Raw genomic sequence first — 18,087 nt, 5'->3', positions numbered from 1 at the left:
CAAGCTCTTGTAGGTGGCAATAATTAAAGTTAAGATCTGGCAAACTGTGCAAAGCACTGCTCTGACGGCTGCCATGGGGAAAGTGCTCGTTCTCAACGCCTCCTACGAACCCCTCAACATCACCAGTTGGCGTCGGGCGGTAATCCTGGTGCTCAAAGAAAAGGCGGAGCAAGTCGAGCACAACGGCAAGGTTCTCAAAAGCAATTTTCCCCTCCCGACCGTTATTCGCCTGCGCCAGTACGTGCAGGTGCCCTACAAAGAAATCCCCCTCACCCGCCGCAACGTGCTGCACCGCGACAGCCATACCTGCCAGTACTGCGGCTGCAAAGAAGATCTGACCATCGATCACGTCATTCCCCGCTCCAAGGGGGGCGAGGATGCCTGGGAAAACGTGATCACCGCCTGCGTGCGCTGCAACATCAAAAAAGGCAACCGCACGCCCAAGGAGGCGGCGATGCCCCTCACCAGCCTGCCGCGCCGTCCCCACAGCTCCCTCCACTTTGAGATCACCAAACATCTGAGGGGGGGCATCAACGAGGAATGGCGCAAGTACGTGATCGGGCTTTCTTGATCACGTTTTTTGTCGCGAAATTTAACGAGTTGTAAAGCGATCGGTCCCGCTTTGGTGGAGCAGGCGGTATATTCTGGGCTGAAGTACCGGCAAGGGGCAATTCATGCAGTACAACGTTATTCCGCCGCTGGTGATCATCGTCGGTCTGGTCGTGCCTTTCATGGCCTTCGCGGCGCTGCTGTTCATCATCGAGCGCGATCCGACCTGACGGAAGTGAGGCCGTTCACAAAAGCCCGAAAGCGCTCACCGCGCTCCTCGAAGTTCAAAAACTGGTCGAAGCTGGCACAGGCGGGCGAAAAAAGCACCGAGCCCGCCTGGGCAGCGCGGGCGAGATCGAAGGCGATGGGGACGGCCCGGTCGAGGGTGTGAGCGACGGTAATCCCCCGGTAGTCCCGTTCTCTGAACCATTGTTCAAAAAGTGGCGCGGCTGAGCCGATAAGAACAACGGCGGCGCAGCGCTCGCAGGCCGCAGCAAGCCAGGCGTCCGGATCGCCCGCTTTGGCCTCGCCGCCGCAGATGAGCACGGTGGGGGCGGGGGTGGCGAGCAGGCCCACCAGGGCCGCGTCGTAGTTGGTCGCCTTCGAGTCGTTGATAAACCGAATACCGGCGTGGACTCCCACCGGCTCCAGACGGTGAGCGACGCCCTCAAAGCTGGCCACCGCCCGGCCAATCTCCTCGATCGAGATGCCGGCCAGATAGGTAGCGCCGACCGCCATCAGCACGTTCTGTAAATTGTGGGCTCCCGGCAGGCGAACGGCGGCCACCGGCAGGACGGGCTTTGCGAGCACACAGATCTGTCCCTGCTCGACGCTCACCTGGGCCTGGGGATCGCCAATCGCCGTCCACCAGGCGTCGGGCCACGAGCGGCGCTGCGCCTTCAAGTAGGCGTCGTCGCCGTTGAGAACCGCCCGCCGGGCGCGCACGAGCAGACTCGCCTTGATCGCAGCGTAGCGCTCGAGGGTGCCGTGGCGGTTGAGGTGGTCGGGGCTGAAGGTGGTCCAGACCGCTACCTCCGGCTTTAGGTCGCCCGCAGCTTCGATCTGAAAGCTGCTCAACTCGGCGACGATCCACTCGCAGGGTTCTGGGGTAAGCAGTAGCTCGCTTGCGGGCCTGCCGATGTTGCCGCAGACCGGAGCGGCGATGCCCGCCTGGGCAAAGATGTGACCGATAAGGGCGGTGGTGGTCGTCTTGCCGTTGGTGCCGGTGACACAGAGCCACCTGCGATCCTTGAGTTCTTCCCAGGCAAGGCCCACTTCGCCTGTGACCGCCAGCCCCCGCGCCCGCGCTGCCACCAGTCCCGGATGATCCCAGCTCACACCGGGGCTGACGATCACTTTGCTGGGCAGAGGCTCCTCCAGGACAAATTCTCGACCAAGGATGACTTCGATGCCGCCAGCAGTGAGGGTCTGGGCCACCCCCTGCAACGCCTCACCGCGCCCCCCATCCCATACCTGTACTTGCATACCCTGGCTTGCCAGCCACCGCGCCGCCGCCTGACCGGATCTGCCTGCCCCGACCACCGCCACCACCACCGCTGCACTCCCAATTACGCCGCTGCCAGGACAGTTTAAGGGCAATTCAGATTCGCGCGCTTGACAGCATCTCAATCTAGATTTATTCTAAGTGCGTAAGCGGTTAGATGCCGCACCTTTCCTGTAGCGGCAGCCCGGTGCTGCCAGGGCAGAACAAGATGGTCGATCCAGCGATACTTCTCGAACAGCAGGGGCTGAAGGTTACGCCTCAGCGCTACGCGATTCTGCAATTTTTGCAGCAGAGCGATAGTCACCCTACCGCCGATGAACTGGTCGAGCAACTCAACCGCAACCTGCCGATGACCTCGCGGGCCACGGTCTACAACACCCTCAGCACGCTGAAGGACGTGGGTCTGGTACACGAAGTCACCCACGAAGCGGGAGTGCTGCGCTACGACGCCAATATCCAGCCGCACCATCACTTTATCTGCCGCATCTGCAACCGCTTCGACGATATCGACTGGCATCTGCTCGATTCTCTCGATTTGAGTCCGATCGCCGGGCGCTATCCGCAGATCGACAATGTCGAGGTGATCGTGCGCGGCGTCTGCCGCCAGTGCCAGGGCCAGGGCACGGTATAACCGTCCGCTAGGACCGGGGTTGCACTGGCAGCCTTTTTATATATTCAAAACACATCCTCCGAGGTACTCATGGAAGTTGAAGCGAAGTGCCCAATGGGACACGGCAAGGTCGAGGGCCACGCCGTTCTGTTTGAGATGACCAACCGGCTGTGGTGGCCGAAGCAGTTGAATCTCTCGGTCCTGCACCAGAACCCGCCCGCCGGCGATCCGATGGGCGAAGATTTTGATTATGCGGCGGAGTTCAAGAGCCTCGATCTTGCGGCAGTCAAGCAGGACATCTATGCACTGATGACCGAGTCGCAGGACTGGTGGCCGGCGGATTATGGCCATTACGGCCCGCTTTTTATCCGCATGGCCTGGCACGCCGCCGGTACCTACCGCATCGGCGACGGTCGGGGCGGCGCGGGTGCCGGTACGCAGCGCTTCGCACCGCTCAACAGCTGGCCCGACAACGCCAACCTCGACAAGGCGCGCCTGCTGCTCTGGCCCATCAAAGAAAAGTACGGTCGCAAGCTCTCCTGGGGCGACCTGCTGATCCTGGCGGGCAACTGCGCACTGGAGTCGATGGGCTTTAAGACGGCGGGCTTTAGCGGCGGGCGCGTCGATATTTGGGAGCCTGAGAGCGACATCTTCTGGGGTCCTGAGCGCGAGTGGCTGGGCGATGAGCGCTACAGCGGCGAGCGCGACCTGGCCCACCCGCTGGCGGCGGTGCAGATGGGACTTATCTATGTCAACCCCGAAGGCCCGAACGGCAGGCCGGATCCGCTGGCTGCCGCCCACGACATTCGCGAGACCTTTGCCCGCATGGCGATGAACGACGAAGAGACCGTCGCCCTCATCGCCGGCGGCCACACCTTCGGCAAGTGCCACGGGGCCGCCGATCCATCCCAGTACATCGGTGCGGAGCCCGAGGGCGCGGGCATCGAGCAGCAGGGACTGGGCTGGGACAATAGCTTCGGCAGCGGGCGCGGCGTACACACCATCACCAGCGGCCTTGAGGGTGCCTGGACCAAGAACCCGACCCAGTGGGACAACGGCTACCTCGAGAACCTCTTTGGCTACGAGTGGGAATTGACGCAGAGCCCGGCGGGTGCCCACCAGTGGACGCCCAAGAACCCCGAAGCGGCAAACACCGTTCCCGATGCCCACGAGCCGTCCAGGCGGCACGCCCCGATGATGTTGACCACCGACCTTGCGCTGAGAGTAGATCCGGCCTACGAGAAGATCTCGCGGCGCTTCTACGAAAACCCGGACGAGCTTGCCCATGCCTTTGCCGAGGCGTGGTACAAGCTGACCCACCGCGACATGGGCCCCCACACGCGCCTGCTCGGGACCGAGGTTCCAGCCGAACCGCGCATCTGGCAAGATCCGCTGCCGGCAGTCGATCATCCGCTCATCGATGAGGCTGACATTGCCCAACTCAAGGCAAAAATCCTCGCCTCCGGCCTGTCGATCGGGCGGCTGGTGACGACGGCCTGGGCGTCGGCCTCGACCTTCCGGGGCACCGACAAGCGCGGCGGAGCAAACGGTGCGCGCATCCGGCTGGCTCCCCAAAAAGACTGGGCAGTGAACGAGCCGACAGAATTGGCGGCAGCTCTTGCGAAACTCGAAGCGATCCAGCAGGAGTTTAACGCCGCTCAAAGCGGTGGCAAGCAGGTCTCGCTCGCCGACTTGATCGTTCTGGGGGGTGGCGCTGCCATCGAGGCGGCGGCGAAGAAGGCGGGGTACGACGTTACTGTGCCGTTCACGCCGGGCCGGACCGACGCTTCCCAGGAGCAGACCGACGCTGCGTCCTTCGCGCCTCTTGAACCCAAGATCGACGGCTTCCGCAACTACGCTGGCGAAAAGTCGGCTTATTCTACCGAAGAGGTGCTGGTCGATCGCTCGCACCTGCTCACCTTGAGCGCGCCTGAGATGACGGTGCTCGTGGGTGGATTGCGGGTGCTCGGCGCAAACTACGGCGGCTCCGAGCTTGGTGTCTTCACCGATCGCCCCGAGACCCTTACCAACGACTTCTTTGTCAACCTGCTCAAGACGAGCATGAGCATGAAGTGGCAGGCGTCGCCCAATGCCGACTACTTTATGGCGAGCGACCGGGCAACCGGCGAGAAGAAGTGGATCGGCACCCGCGTTGACCTCATCTTCGGCTCGAACTCGCAACTGCGGGCACTCTCCGAAGCTTACGCGACCGCCGATGCCGGGCGGGCCTTCGTTGACGCCTTCGTGGCGGCCTGGACCAAGGTGATGAACCTCGATCGGTTCGACCTTGCCCAGTAAGTGAGCCAGTTACCGGCAGTTGTCGGTAACCTGCTTTATCCAACAGACAGAATACAGACAGAATGCCGGGAGGTGAACTTCCCGGCATTTTTGTCGCTGAAGTGCGGAAAGCAGACTTTTGGGAGTTGGTTGTTCTTTTGTTTTTTGGGGATTGCTAAAACGGTCCCCACCCCTCCACACCCCCCCTGCCCCCCCTCTCCTCCTCCTGCCCCCCGAATGGGGGGCTGCCCCGCCGGGCAGGGAAGAAGAGGGGGGGTTCACTGTAACTGGGCTGCAGGCGGGATGGGTGAAGTCGGTTTCAGAGTTGTCTTACTCCCCTCTCCCCTTGTGGGAGAGGGGCTGGGGGTGAGGGGAGAGGGGTTCAGGGTTGTTGGGTGGGCGAGCGAAGGGCTACAGCGCTCAGCCCTTCTTCGGACAGCAGTTGCTGCCAGTAGTGCTGTACCTGGTCCGATTGTCGGGGGAGGAGGGCGGCCAGGGTCTCGTACCAGTAACCGGCAACGGCGTTCAGGCGAAGGCGCTCCAGTGCGTCGGACTTTTGTTGCCGGGCCAGCCAGGCGGGCGACGGCAGTTCCCGCAGGACCCAGGCGCTTATTGACGCACTTGCCGAAGGATCGTCCGGTTCGCAGAGAACCGAGACGGACCAGCGATAGAGCTGACCTGGTGTCAATGCCGAAATCTGGCGAGGCAGAGTCAGATGCACCAGCCCAGGGGCGAGTTCTCCGGCAGCGTAGCGAGTTTCGTAGACAAGCCGGGTACTGTTGCTATTTATGGCATCGAGCTGGAAATGAACCGGGCGGCCCCCGTCGGCTGTCGCCGGCAGGTACCAGATAAAAGTTGGGTGGCCAGTAGCTGTCCGGGCGGGTGTGCTGCGGGGAACGAGGGCAGTGAGAGGCGGTGAACCGGCTGCGAAGCAACTGTCGGAGCGCAGTTCGGTGTGGGTTCGCGTTATCGGCAAGCTGCGATCGGGGGAGCGCAAAAAAGTGAGCACATCGACACTGGCAGTCGTCTGCACGGGCCTGGGGGCTGGGGGCGATGCCGGCGGCTTCGGCTCTGGCCTGGTAGAGGGCTGGGCAAGGACAGGGGAGAAGAAAGCTCCCCCAAAAAGCAGGACAATGAGCAGGCAGTGCTTTTTCATGGCGGTTGTTGGGAAGGGATGCCGTCGCACAGGGGGCGCACTTCGCTGTCCGGGCTGTTTATCAGGTAGTCGGCGAGCCAGCTGCAACTTTGGGCCACAAGACCCTTCAACCCGAGCTGCCATCCCCGCTGGAAAAGAACTGTCCCATCTATCCCCGCCGCCGCCAGGGTAGTGCCGTCCGGGCTGAAGGTGACGGCGGTAAGCGCTTTGGCGGTGGGGCTGCCAAAGCGCACGCCTGGTGTGCCGTCAGGTTTCCAGAGCCGCAGGCTGCCATCGTGGCTGACGCTTGCCAGGGTAGTGCCGTCCGGGCTGAAGGCGAGGGAATCGATCCAGTCGCTGTGGGCCTGCCAGCTACGAATCGAAGGGTTCAGCCTGTCGCGCAGAGTGATCGTGCCGTCGTAGCCTGCGGAGGCCAGGAATCGACCATCGGGGCTGAAGCGCACCGCCGTCACCATTCCCCGGTGGTTGCGCCAGAGGGCGATGGGTGAACCTGCAGTGCTCCAGAGGCGCACCGTCCCGTCGGTACCGGCGGTGGCGATGGCATGGCCGTCCGGGGAGAAGCGCACACTCGTCACCTGGCCCGCGTGGCCCCTCAAAGTAGCGACATTCTGAGCGGCGCTATTCCAGAGCCGCACCGTCCCGTCCGCCCCAGCACTGGCGAGTAACTGGCCATCTGGAGCAAAGTCCAGGTCGCGTACCCGATCGCCGTGGGCGCGCCATGCCCGGATGGGCTGTCCATTCCGTTGCCAAAGTCGCAGGTTGCCATCCGCACCGGCACTTGCGATCTGCTCGCCGTCCGGGCTGAAGCGCACTGCGTAGGTGCCGCCTGGGGTGCTCAGCGTTTTTATAAGTCGCCCATCTGCTCCCCAGAGGCGAATGCGGTCGTCTGCCCCGGCGGTGGCGACGAGCTGCCCATTGGGGCTGAAGGTGACGCTCAAGGCAGCGCCCCGGTGGGCGATAAACCTCTGGCGCAAGGCGGCAGTGAGATGCCAGAGGCGGACGGTCTTATCGAGGCTGGCGGTGGCGAGGGTGCGACTGTCCGGGCTGAAGTCCAGGGCGCTCACTTCGCCGGTGTGGGCGCTCAAAATAGCGGCGGGCTGAGCGTTCAGTTGCCAGAGGCGGACGGTCTTATCGAAGCTGGCGCTGGCGATGAACCGGCCATCGGGGCTGAAGCGCACCGCCGGTACGGCGTCGGTGTGGCCGCGCAGCACGGCTACCGGCTCGCCGCTGCGCTTCCAGAGGCGGACGGTCTTATCGAGGCTGCCGGTGGCGAGAGTGCGACTATCTGGGCTGAAGGCCACCCCCTGCACCCAGTCGCTGTGGCCGCGCAGCGTGCGCAGAGCCGTCCCGTCCGTTCGCCAGAGCCGGACAGTGCGATCGGCGCTCGCAGTGGCGAGGAGCTGGCCGTCCGGGCTGAAGGCAACGCCCAGCACGGGGCCAGTGTGGCCGTGCAGTGTGCGCAGAGCCGTCCCATCCATTCGCCAGAGCCGGATAGTGCGATCGGCGCTCGCAGTGGCGAGGAGCTGGCCGTCCGGGGAAAAACTGAGCCCATAGATGCCCCGCCCGTGGCCAATCAGGGTCTGCAGCAAGTGCCCGCCATTGTCCCAGAGCCGGACGGTGCGATCGATGCCGGCGGTTGCGATCCGCTCGCCATTCGGCGCAAAGCGCACCTGGGTCACTTCGCCGGTGTGGCCCCTCAGCACCTGCAGGAGTGTACCCCGGCGGCTCCAGAGGCGGACGGTGCCGTCCGCGCTGGCGCTTGCGATCCGCTCGCCGTCCGGGCTGAAGCTGACGCTCGTCACCCACTGGCTGTGGCCTGTGAGCCGGTTGAATTCCTGCACCGAGTCCAGCACCTGGCGCAGGCTGCCCTCGGTGCGGCTGATGAGCGGCGCATCGGCCCAGAGGGTGCGATCGAGCCGGCGGGCGGCCTGTGTGGCAGCGACGAGCGCCTCCAATTGACGACGGGAAGCGAGAAACCCGTCGGCGGAGGCACCCAGCGCCCGGACTTCTTCTTTTTGGGCGCTCTGGGCCTGATAGAAGAAGAGCGCCCCAAAGACCAGGGCAGTAACAGCCAGCAGCACCATCGCCCCCGCAACGAGGCGGGCCTGGCGCAGTTGTTTTTGTTGCCGCTGCTGCTGGGATCGCTGTTCGGCCAGACAGGCTTCGATGAACTGTCCAACCTCCTGCGACAGCTCGTCGCCGTGACGGACATAGATCTCCTCCGCCTCAGCGAGGCGCACCCCGCGCAAAAGAAAGTCCGGCTGAGCGCCGCGCTGTCGCCAGAGGCAGGCCGCCTGCTCGATCTGCCGTTCGCGGTACAGGCGGGTCCGGTTTTCTTCGAGCCACCAGCGCAGGGTGGACCAGTGGCGGATGAGAACTTCGTGGGCGACCTCGATCGTCGTCTCGCCGCGCAACTGCTCAATCTGGGCTGCGATCGTCGCTCCCCGGCTCCGGGCGGCGGGTGCGGCGGCTGTGTTGACTACCAGGAGCCGGGCGTCGCTGAAGGCTTTGATTGTCTCTTCGACGAGGGCGGGCGGGTAGCGCGGCACGTTCAGCTCGTCGCGACCGAGGCGGCGGCGGGTGTCCGGCACGCCGTCCCCCAGCTGGGTCAAAGACGTAAAAAGCCAGTGGGCACAGGCTTGCGCTTCGCTGCTCAGTCCCTGATAGACCTGATCGGCGCGCTTTTCGAGCGCGACCGCCAGACCACCGATGCACTCGCGGTAGGCCGCCAGGCCCAATCGCTCCTCCCGCCGATGTTCCCAGAGCTGTTCGAGCACGAATTCGAGCAAGGGCAACTCGCCCGCCGAGCCGCCCAACTCGCCTATCAGCACCTCCACCAGCTCCGGCTCAACCGTGAGGCCCACCTGCTCGGCGGGGCGGACGATCGCCTGGCGGTACTCCTGCTCGTCGAGGGTGGCCGGGACATAGACGGTGGCTGCCTCAAGGTGTTCGCGCAGACCATCCACCGCCAGGGCGGCTTCGGTAAAGTCGGCGCGCAGGATGAACACCACCTTGAAGCGATCCGCCGCCTGTTTCAGCGCGCCCAAGATCAGCTCCAAAAAGCGCTCGCGCTCCGCTGCCGGTGTCTGGCTAAAAAGTTCTTCTGCTTGATCGATGACCAGCACCACCAGCCCCTCCGCAGCGGTGCGCAGCCAGCGCACCAGCCCGGCGCTGCCCAGGTAGAGCAATCCTTCGAGCGCTTCGCGCTCCGCAGGCCGCGTCGCACCCAACTGATCGATGAGGGCAGCGGTGGGGCGTTCGCCCGGTCGCATCGAGCGCAGCCACCAGCGGTCGCTGCGAAAAATCGCCTGGCCGGTGCGCAGTTGGGCCAATAACCCCGCCTGGACGAGGGAAGATTTGCCGCTGCCGGAAGCGCCGATCACCGCCAATAGCGGATGCTGTTCGAGGCGGAGGAGCAATTTTTGGACGAGGGCCTCGCGCCCGTAAAAGTACGGCGCTGCCTCCTCCAGGAAGGGGCGCAGGCCCATGTAGGGGCAGATGTCGAGGCCAATCTGGCCGTCGGAGCGTTCGGGGAGCACCTCGACGACGCCCTGGGTGGCGCACAGCCAGGTCTCCAGCTGCACAGCACTACTGGCCAGTTCTTCCCGCACCCGGCTGAGCCAGTCGGCGGCGGTGAGCCCGGTTGCGTGGTTCTGCTTGAGGGTGGTGAGCAGTGCTGCTCCTACCTGCTCGCTCTGTTCGCTCACAGTAAGCCCAGCGATCCACGAATGCTGATCGCCCAGCGAGCCCTGCAGCGAGCGCAACCAGCGGCTGGCGCAGATCAGGCTGTCCGGTTCACCGACCCAATCGAACAGCAGCAACTGGGGAGCTGCCCGCTGCAGCAACGGTTCGAGCCAGGCAAGGCCCAACTGCTCCGCTCCGATCTCCAGGTGCAGGGCGTCGGCGGTGCCGGTGAGCCGCCCGCGCAGGTAGATGAGCGATCCTGCCGCCACACCCTCGGCGAGCAATAGCTGAGCCGAAATAGCGGAACCGCCCGGCGGCGGCCAGTACTGTACGGCAAAGTCGCCCCGGCGGGCCAGTTCGCGGCTCAGCTGCAGACTGGTGTGCTTGCCGCTGCCACCGTCGATGACCAGCGCCTGACGGCGGCTGGCGCGCTGCCGCTGGGCCGTGCTGCCCAGCACGACTTCTCCGGCCCCGCCGACGCAGCGCCGGGGAGCCTGCAGCGAATAGGCAAAGCGACTCGTTGAGCTGTCGCCCTGGCGGCGCTTTTGTTGAGCGATCAGCCGCAGCTGCTGGTTGCAGCGGTCAATGTAGCGCAGCGTCCGGTTGTAGACGTACTTGTAGAGACTATCGGCGTCGATCAGCCCCTGGGCATCGGCGGCCTCACCCGCCAGACCGCGAATCAAAAAGTATGTAAAGACGCCGTGGCCCAGTTCCGCAAACTCCCACGAGCGCTCCTGCGCGTCGCAGGCAAGGATGGCGTAGAGTCCCCGACTGGAGCGGGCCTGGTGTTCGACCGCCTCGACGAGCGATGCAGCCGGGTCGCGGGCGGTGCCCAGCCCGCCGCCGTGGCAGGCATCGAGCCAGAGCAGGCGCTGCCGGGCCGGGCAGCGCTCAAGGGCAGCGAGCAGTTCGCCCACAGGCAGCGTGCCGCCGGCATCGCTCAGACAGAGCACCACCTGACCGCCGCTGTCGAGCTGACCGTGGCCAGAAAAATAAAACAGGACCGTATCCTCCGGCTGGGAGGTTTCGACCAGCCGTTCGAGGCTCCACCGCATGCTCTGAGAACTGGTCGGAGCGCCATTGCCGCCGTGGACAGCGATCTCATTGGCTATCGCTCCCCGGTGGAGGTGAGCGAGCGCCTGGGCCAGTTGCTGACAGTCGGCGGTGCAAAACTGCAGATCCGGTAGCGCCGGATCCGCGTAAGAGTTGACCCCGACCAGCACCGCCCGCAACCGGCCAGCAACGGCAGGTCCGGGGCGGTCGCGACTGGTGCGCAGAACCGTTGGGGGCATCGTCTAAAAGCGCAAAATTTCGCGATCGTAACCGTCCGGCTGGGGTTCGACCTCCCACACCAGCCCATCGCCCGGATCGAGGGCAACTTCGATAAAAAGTTCTTCGACTGCCACCTCGGCCCGGTCCTCGTTTCGGTCAAAATCCTGCAGATCTTCGGTGAGCAGGCGCAGGCGAAAACCAGCCGGAACGCGGTCCTCCGCCTCTACCCCGCTCAAGCTGAAGCGCCAGACCCCTTCGGCCTGCGAGGCGATGCGCAGCCGGTAGGGCCGCCTCTGGATCGTCAGCTCCCGCTCGAAGGCACCCGCCGCCGGTTGAAAATCGCGGGCTGCCGCCAGGGCCGGAGGTGCGGTCTGTGCCGGTTGCCAGCCTGCCTGGGCCGCCAGGCCCGTCAGACCCGCCGCCAGCCAGCGGCGCACCGACCACTGCTCCGGCAGGCCGCGCCGCCGCTCACACAGCTGCTGCCGCCAGCCGCCGTGCTCGATGAGCGCTCCCCAGAGCGCAAAAGGAATCGCAAGTCGGACAAAGACTTCCCGCGCATCGCTCAGGCGCACCAGCAACTGCTCAGCCTGGGGACGGGCCAGTGGCGGCAAAGGCGCGACAGGCGCACGGGTCGGCTCTGCCACCCGGCCCTGCACCTCCAGCCACAGGCAGGCAAGATCGCCTACCAGTTCTTCGCGATCGAGGCTATACAGCCGCTCCGGCGGGTCGTAGCGACCGCGCGTCTTTAACCGGGCGTGGGTGGTGTACCCCCAGATACGCGCCCAGCCTCCGGTCGGGTCGATCTGCACCGCCAGGTAATAATCGGCGGCCCAGCCAGGGATGTCGATCCATTCCTGGGGGACGCTGAGCGCCTGACTCTCCAGTTGGGCATCGCTCAGCAGTACCCAGCGCCGCCCTGCCACCTGCAGGGCCGTCCCGTCTACAATCTCCCAGATACTGGCGAGCGCCCCGGCAGAAGGCCAGACGGTCGCTGCCGGATCAAAATCGGTGCGCACCCATTCGAGCACCGCCTGCAGGCAGAGGCTGCCCAGGTACGCCCGCCAGCGCCCAGCCGGTGATCCAAATGCTTCTGCCTGCCGCCAGGCGATATCCGCATCCGGCAAATCCAGCCAGACTTCGGCTGCATCGGCGCTGTCGCGCAGGGTGGTGTTGTCCATCACAGTACAGATTCCCCGATTGGACTGTCAGTAGAGGCAAAGCGCTCGGTCAACCATTCGTCGAGCTGTGCGCCCGCTGCCATCAATAGGGAGCGCGAGGGCACAATATGCTCGGCTTTTGCCAGCAAACCGGCAAGTTCGCCCAACAGCCCGGCGCGCAACTGCGCCAGGCGGCGCGAGACGGTGCTCTGCCGGATCGCCAGCCGTGCGGCTATCTGCGCCTGGGTGAGCTGCTCGCCGTAGTAGAGTTCGAGCAGCTTTTGCGACTCCGACTCCAGCACGATGAGCGCCGTACTCAAGACCTTGCGAATAGCGAGCAGTTGAGTAGCCCGCTCGGCCTGCGCCTCCTCGGCGATCGCCCGATCGAGGGGCGATTCGTCCGCTGCGCCCCGGATAAACGTGATCGGTTCGCTCTGAGTCTCCGGCTGGGGAGCATTGAGCGATTCGATGCGCGGATTGAGATGCTGGCGGGCGGAGCGGGCGCAGGTAAGGAGCCACTGCTCAGCGGCAGCCGCACTCAGCGCGTCGCCCGACTCCTGGCTGTAGAGGCGGGCAATCGCCTGCCAGGTCGGGTCGGGCGGTCGGTTGAACTGCCGATTTTCTGGAGCGCTCTCGGGCACATAGAGGGCTACGTAGCAGCGCCAGGCCAATAGATGGCTCTCGATTGCCTCGCGGCTAAGCCCCGCTGCCTGCAGCGCCTCGATGAGCGTCCCCTTGCCGATGGTGCGCAGGAGCAGCCACTCGCTGATGAGCCGCACTTCGCGGCTTTTGTGGACTTCGTCGCGGATCTTGCTGCGGAAAATCTGGTGGGCGTAAGCTTCGAGGTTGGCACTGACTTCGGGATTGAAGCGTACCAGCACCTTGTCGAGGTTGGCAATTGCAATCTGAAAGCAGTCCTCGACGCTGAACTGCAGCGAACCATGCACCAGCGCCAGTTTTTTTGCCATCGCCTCCGCCGCCCGGAAGCAGGACTCCTGCAAGTAGGCGGCCAGATGGGCACGCGCCAGGGACAGTTGCTTTTGCTGCCAGATATCCAGCCAGTAGTGGACCCACGCCGCTGCCTCCAGACTCTCACTGCGACGCATCTGCTCGCGCATACTGCGGATGAGGCGGGCATCTTTGAGCCACCAGTCGCCCCGCTCTCCGATGCCTGGCTGCAAGCGTTCCAGATTCAAAAAACTCGAAAAGCGTTCGCTCGTCTCCTGCCTGAGGGGCGGCTTGGGAATGTACATGGATGAGGAACAAACATCGCTGTCTGGCGATTCTAGCCTGGGATTGCCGACTCCTGCGCTTCGATGCGGCCTGCGAGGACCTGTCGTCAGGCTGGGCAACAATTGTTGCAATTAATGCTCTACGCACCTGGAATAAATTGCAGGTATGGTATGTGGATGTAATCGCCCGCCTGAGCGTTGAGCTGCGCCTCGGGCTTCCGGCGAACGCTTGCTGTATCTGAGCCAGCCATTCATGAGCAACTACCAAGCCGAAGTTTCGCTGCCTGCCGCTGCGACCCCGCCTACAAAGAACCTCTTCGGGCATCCGGTCGGGCTTTATATCCTGTTTTTCACCGAGATGTGGGAGCGCTTTTCGTATTACGGGATGCGTGCCCTGCTGGTGCTCTACATGGTCAATCACCTCTCAAAGCCGGAGGTGGCGGCCCATGTGCTGGGCTTTGGCGCGGTGAAGGGGGCCCTTGAGGGTATCTATGGTCCCCTCGCTACCCAGGCGTTCGCTTCGCAAATTTACGGGATCTATACGGCTCTGGTCTACCTGACGCCGCTGTTGGGCGGTTATCTGGCCGACAAGGTCTGGGGCCAGCGGCGGACGGTGGTGGTGGGCGGCACGCTCATGGCGATGGGCCATTTTTTGATGGCCTTCGAGAATCTTTTCTTTCCGGCTCTGGGGCTCATCATCCTGGGCAACGGCGCTTTTAAGCCAAATATCTCAACCCAGGTGGGCGGGCTGTATCCGCCGGGCGACGAGCGGCGCGACCGCGCTTTTAATATTTTTTATGTCGGGATCAACCTGGGGGCGTTCTTTGCTCCGCTCGTCTGCGGCACCCTCGGCCAGACCGTCGGCTGGCACTACGGCTTCAGCGCTGCCGGGGTGGGGATGGTGATTGGTCTTATCGTCTACCTGGCCGGTCAGCGCTACCTCGCCACCGATCAGCTCACCCAGACCCGGCAGACCCACACCGAGAAAAAACCGCTCAACCGCACCGAGGTCGCGAGCATCCTGGCGCTCATTGCTCTTATCGTCATCAACACCTTCTGGTGGGCGGCCTACGAGCAGCAGGGCAACACGATTCAGCTTTGGGCCGATCAAAATACCAACCGCGACCTGCTCGGCAACGGCTGGCTGTTTCCGTCCACCTGGGTGCAGTCGATCAACCCGTTTTTGATCTTTACGCTGACGCCCCTGGTGATTGCCTTCTGGGCCTGGCAGTCCTCCCGGCGCAAGGAACCCTCGACGATCGGCAAGATGATCTTGAGCTGCATGACGATCGGCTGCTCCTACCTGGTCATGGTCGGAGCGGCGATCCAGGCGGGATCGTCCGGGACGGCGAGTGTGTGGTGGCTTTTGGGCTTTTTCTTTCTGGCCACTGTGGCGGAGCTGTATCTTTCGCCGGTGGGCCTCTCGCTGGTGACCAAGGTCGCTCCGGCCCGCCTCGTCTCGGTGCTCATGGGAGCCTGGTTTCTCTCGAACTTTGCCGGTAACTACCTGATGGGTTATCTCGGCACGTACTGGGAGAAGGTGCCCAAACAGACCTTCTTCCTCGGCATGGCCCTGATGTGCTTCACGATCGGCGCGGCGATGTGGCTCCTCAGCGGGCCGGTCAAAAAAGCGATCGATGCCTCGATTGCCCAAAAACAATCGGGCTGATTAATTTTTGCGATTTGCAAAGATTGCTGCACAACCTGCGACAAGGTGTTCTATTGGTAAGGGTGTCCTCGCCAGCGGGCGAGTGACACGACCTGATCGGTCTGCATAGCGGATCCCATCGGTCCAGTGCCCTTACAACTGAATTGGAGTGTCCTCCCCCCATGCTCCTCAACCCTGTCAGCCGCTGTCGGCAGCTGTGTGCTGCGACTATACTTTTTTGTATTTTGCTTTTTGGTTCTGGCCTGCTCAGCCAGGCAGCCTTCGCTCAATACGCCATCCAGAACAGCCAGTCCCCGACGCGCAGCGATGCTCTCGCGCTTCAGAACCAGGCTCTCGCGGGCAATCTTTATATCTTTGTGACGCCGACGAGCGGCATTACGAAGGTCGAATTTTTCTTAGACAACCCCAGCGCGAGCGGTACGCCCCGCCAGACAGAAAGTCTCGCTCCCTACGACTTTGCGGGAACGAATTCCACCACCACCAGTCTCGCCAACCCCTTTAACAGCACTGCGGTTGCCGATGGGCCGCACACCGTCACTGCCCGGATCACCCCCACGAGCGGTTCACCCCAACTGGTGAGCGCCAGTTTCACCGTTGCCAACAAGAGCACCGGCAATCAGCCGGGGGTGGGCGGCACCAATCCGATCAACGGTGCGACCAACATCAGGCAGGACCAGGCAGTAAGCGCCGATCTGCTGCTGCCCAACAGTGCAGGGGTCGATCAGGCCACTCTCAGCACCAGTACCGTGCGGCTGCTGCGCGCCAAGGACAATCAGGCCGTTCCCGGTACGGTGAATACCAGCGGCGGTGCGGATGCGATCGTCTTTCAGCCGACGACGCTGCTCGACGCTTCTACCCAGTACATCTTCGAGGTGACGAGCGGCCTGCACGACGAATCTGGAGCGGCCTTCGTCCCGTACTCGGGCAGCTTCACGACCGGCACGACCACCAGCCCCCGCACCCCCGGCACCAGCTTCATCAAGCAGATCGCCTACTCGGGAGCCGCCCTGGCGAGCCTGGTGATTGGACCGGACGGCAAGCTCTACGCCACGTCGATCGACGGCAACCTGCGGCGCTGGACGATCGGCGGCGACGGTACCCTGAGCAACCTTGAAACCTACACCGGCCTGGCGGGCCGCTCGCTCCTGGGCCTCGCCTTCGATCCGCGCAACTCAAAGGTGCTCTGGCTTGCCAACGACGCGCCGATCTACATTCAGCCCGCCCCCGATTTTTCGGGCAAGATCACAAAGCTCATTCTCAATTCAAGTAGCTTCAGCGGCACGCTGCAGGACTACATCGTCGGCCTGCCGCGCTCGACGAAGGACCACGCCACCAACAGCCTCGCCTTTGGCCCCGACGGCAAGCTCTACCTCACCCAGGGCAGCAACAGTGCGATGGGCGCACCGGACGAGACCTGGGGCAACCGCGAGGAACATCTGCTCAACGCTGCGGTGCTGCAGGTGAGCCCAAAGCAGATATTCGGGCTGCCGATCAACGTGCAGACCGACCCCTACGGCAGCTTCAGCGGTCCTTTTTACGATCCGTTTGCCAAAAACGCCCCGGTCAAAATCTATGCCGCCGGGGTGCGCAACGCCTACGATCTGGTCTGGCACAGCAACGGCAATCTGTACCTGCCCACCAACGGCAGTGCGGCGGGCGGCAATACCCCCTCTTCACCAGCCGGGGTGAGCCCGGCAGTGCCGGCAATTACCGGCGGTCCGACCCAGAACGATTATCTCTTCAAGGTCGTCCCTGCCCAGTCGGGGGGTTACTTTGGCCATCCCAATCCGACGCGCGGCCAGTACGTCATGAACGGCGGCAACCCGACCAGCGGCGTCGATCCGGCGGAGGTCGTCACCTCCGGAGTCTACCTGGGCTATCCGGTAGGCGTGCTGCCGGATGTGAACTACCGGGGCTTTGCCTACAACTTTGGCCTCAACCGCTCGCCGGATGGAGCGATCGAGTACAAGAGCAGCAGCTTCGCCGGTGTCCTCAAAAACCAGCTGTTGGTCGTCGAATACAGCGCCGGGGACGATATTCTCACGCTCACCCCCGGCAGCGACGGCAACATTGCAACCGTCACCCAGCTTTCCTCCGGCTTTACCGACCCGGTGGATCTGACCGAGGATGGCCGCAACGGCAACCTCTACGTGGCCGAACTCATCGACGGCGGTCAGAGCGGTGGCCGGATCGTGCTGTTGCGCGTCAACCCAAATCCGCCCACCAGCGGTCCCAGTATCGTCGTCACTCCGGGCAGCCTGAATTTCGGCACCGTGAGCACCGGTGCGGCCAGCCCGTCGCAGACGCTGATCCTCAACAACACCAGCATCGTCAACCTGACGGTGAGCAGTCTGGCGATTGCTGGTGCCGACGCCGACCAGTTTCAGATGACGAGTCTGCCCACTCTGCCCCTCACGATCGCCCCCGGCGGCTCAGCACGGGTCAACCTGGCCTTCAAGCCCACCTCCGCCGGTGCGAAGAGCGCCATGCTGCAAGTAACGAGCAACGCGCCTCTATACGAGATGAACCTGACGGGCAGTACGCCCTAGCGGCGATCCACCTGATTGGGAAAGCCGGCGGCCTTCATATTTTCGAGGCTGAAGGGCGGTTTGGCGGCGGCGGGCAGATAGACCTGCAGGTCGAAGCGGCTGGTGCCCGCCGGGAGTTGGGCAAGCGAACCCACCCGGCGGCGGGTGACGGCGGGGGTGCCGTTGGCGTCGATGATCTTGCCGAAGATGTCCACATTTTTGGCGGCGATACTGGCAGGATTGACGGCGGTTCCCCGGATCTGCCAGCAATGGGTCGGCTCGTTGGGATTGTCGTTGAGGCTGATGCTCGTCTTGTTTTCACTGCCGGGAGGACAATTGTTCACGCTTAGATCTTTGAGAGCAATTTCTATCTTGCTCGCCGTACCGCCGCAACCTACAACCAACAGCAATATCCCCAGCAGTCCCCATCTGGAGCGATCCATGCCTGC

The 18,087-nt window shown here is 63.7% G+C and carries 11 protein-coding genes; 5 read left to right on the top strand and 6 right to left on the bottom strand.

What is annotated here, in order from left to right:
• The first annotated feature begins 73 nt into the window (after nt 1-73).
• Entirely contained in the window at nt 74-571 is a 498-nt protein-coding gene (locus GKIL_RS09115; protein ID WP_023173246.1) for an HNH endonuclease, read from the top strand.
• A gap of 185 nt (nt 572-756) precedes the next feature.
• On the opposite strand, the gene murD is transcribed toward GKIL_RS09115, so the two are convergent.
• Entirely contained in the window at nt 757-2,103 is a 1,347-nt protein-coding gene (gene murD / locus GKIL_RS09110) for a UDP-N-acetylmuramoyl-L-alanine--D-glutamate ligase (protein ID WP_023173244.1), read from the bottom strand.
• Between the two features lie 107 nt (nt 2,104-2,210).
• Between murD and GKIL_RS09105 the strand changes: the two genes are divergently transcribed.
• Both GKIL_RS09105 and katG read left to right on the top strand, forming a co-directional pair.
• Nucleotides 2,211-2,684, top strand: a complete 474-nt coding sequence (locus GKIL_RS09105; protein ID WP_023173243.1) for a Fur family transcriptional regulator — start codon at nt 2,211-2,213, stop codon at nt 2,682-2,684.
• 69 nt (nt 2,685-2,753) lie between these two features.
• Nucleotides 2,754-4,961: a catalase/peroxidase HPI gene (gene katG / locus GKIL_RS09100; protein WP_023173242.1), complete on the top strand. Its 2,208-nt coding sequence runs from the start codon at nt 2,754-2,756 to the stop codon at nt 4,959-4,961.
• A gap of 361 nt (nt 4,962-5,322) precedes the next feature.
• On the opposite strand, the gene GKIL_RS09095 is transcribed toward katG, so the two are convergent.
• From GKIL_RS09095 to GKIL_RS09080, 4 genes are read right to left on the bottom strand one after another with little or no spacing between them, the layout of a single operon-like run.
• Nucleotides 5,323-6,096 (bottom strand): DUF928 domain-containing protein, encoded by a 774-nt coding sequence (locus GKIL_RS09095; RefSeq protein ID WP_023173241.1) that lies wholly within the window; start codon nt 6,094-6,096, stop codon nt 5,323-5,325.
• Complete coding sequence (locus tag GKIL_RS09090; protein ID WP_023173240.1) at nt 6,093-11,072, bottom strand: nSTAND1 domain-containing NTPase; 4,980 nt, start codon at nt 11,070-11,072, stop codon at nt 6,093-6,095. The genes GKIL_RS09095 and GKIL_RS09090 overlap by 4 nt, the downstream gene beginning before the upstream one ends.
• A 3-nt stretch (nt 11,073-11,075) precedes the next feature.
• The gene (locus tag GKIL_RS09085; protein WP_023173239.1) at nt 11,076-12,230 is read right to left on the bottom strand and encodes a DUF1822 family protein; all 1,155 of its coding nucleotides are present in this window, start codon (nt 12,228-12,230) and stop codon (nt 11,076-11,078) included.
• On the bottom strand, nt 12,230-13,462 hold the full coding sequence (locus tag GKIL_RS09080; RefSeq protein WP_023173238.1) for a sigma-70 family RNA polymerase sigma factor: 1,233 nt from the start codon (nt 13,460-13,462) through the stop codon (nt 12,230-12,232). Before GKIL_RS09080 ends, GKIL_RS09085 begins: the two co-directional genes overlap by 1 nt.
• Nucleotides 13,463-13,694: 232 nt before the next feature.
• On the opposite strand from GKIL_RS09080, the gene GKIL_RS09075 reads away from it, so the two are divergent.
• Together GKIL_RS09075 and GKIL_RS09070 are read left to right on the top strand one after the other, a co-directional pair.
• Entirely contained in the window at nt 13,695-15,110 is a 1,416-nt protein-coding gene (locus GKIL_RS09075) for a peptide MFS transporter (protein ID WP_023173237.1), read from the top strand.
• 161 nt (nt 15,111-15,271) lie between these two features.
• Nucleotides 15,272-17,659, top strand: coding sequence for a choice-of-anchor D domain-containing protein (locus tag GKIL_RS09070; RefSeq protein ID WP_023173236.1), 2,388 nt, complete (start codon nt 15,272-15,274; stop codon nt 17,657-17,659).
• Here GKIL_RS09070 and GKIL_RS09065 read toward each other — a convergent pair.
• Nucleotides 17,656-18,081, bottom strand: a complete 426-nt coding sequence (locus GKIL_RS09065) for a hypothetical protein (RefSeq protein ID WP_023173235.1) — start codon at nt 18,079-18,081, stop codon at nt 17,656-17,658. The genes GKIL_RS09070 and GKIL_RS09065 overlap by 4 nt on opposite strands.
• Nucleotides 18,082-18,087 lie beyond the last annotated feature (6 nt).

Source organism: Gloeobacter kilaueensis JS1, from assembly GCF_000484535.1.
GTDB classification, from domain to species: Bacteria; Cyanobacteriota; Cyanobacteriia; order Gloeobacterales; family Gloeobacteraceae; genus Gloeobacter; species Gloeobacter kilaueensis.
Note: the sequence above shows the minus strand (reverse complement) of the source record. Positions and strands in the feature narration are given on the sequence as shown.

Coding starts and splice junctions, on each gene's coding strand:
- GKIL_RS09070 (WP_023173236.1), top strand. CDS start 15,272: ATGCTCCTCAACCCTGTCAGCCGCTGTCGGCAGCTGTGTGCTGCGACT.
- katG (WP_023173242.1), top strand. CDS start 2,754: ATGGAAGTTGAAGCGAAGTGCCCAATGGGACACGGCAAGGTCGAGGGC.
- GKIL_RS09090 (WP_023173240.1), bottom strand. CDS start 11,072: ATGCCCCCAACGGTTCTGCGCACCAGTCGCGACCGCCCCGGACCTGCC.
- GKIL_RS09115 (WP_023173246.1), top strand. CDS start 74: ATGGGGAAAGTGCTCGTTCTCAACGCCTCCTACGAACCCCTCAACATC.
- GKIL_RS09080 (WP_023173238.1), bottom strand. CDS start 13,462: ATGTACATTCCCAAGCCGCCCCTCAGGCAGGAGACGAGCGAACGCTTT.
- GKIL_RS09075 (WP_023173237.1), top strand. CDS start 13,695: ATGAGCAACTACCAAGCCGAAGTTTCGCTGCCTGCCGCTGCGACCCCG.
- GKIL_RS09105 (WP_023173243.1), top strand. CDS start 2,211: ATGCCGCACCTTTCCTGTAGCGGCAGCCCGGTGCTGCCAGGGCAGAAC.
- GKIL_RS09085 (WP_023173239.1), bottom strand. CDS start 12,230: ATGGACAACACCACCCTGCGCGACAGCGCCGATGCAGCCGAAGTCTGG.
- GKIL_RS09065 (WP_023173235.1), bottom strand. CDS start 18,081: ATGGATCGCTCCAGATGGGGACTGCTGGGGATATTGCTGTTGGTTGTA.
- GKIL_RS09095 (WP_023173241.1), bottom strand. CDS start 6,096: ATGAAAAAGCACTGCCTGCTCATTGTCCTGCTTTTTGGGGGAGCTTTC.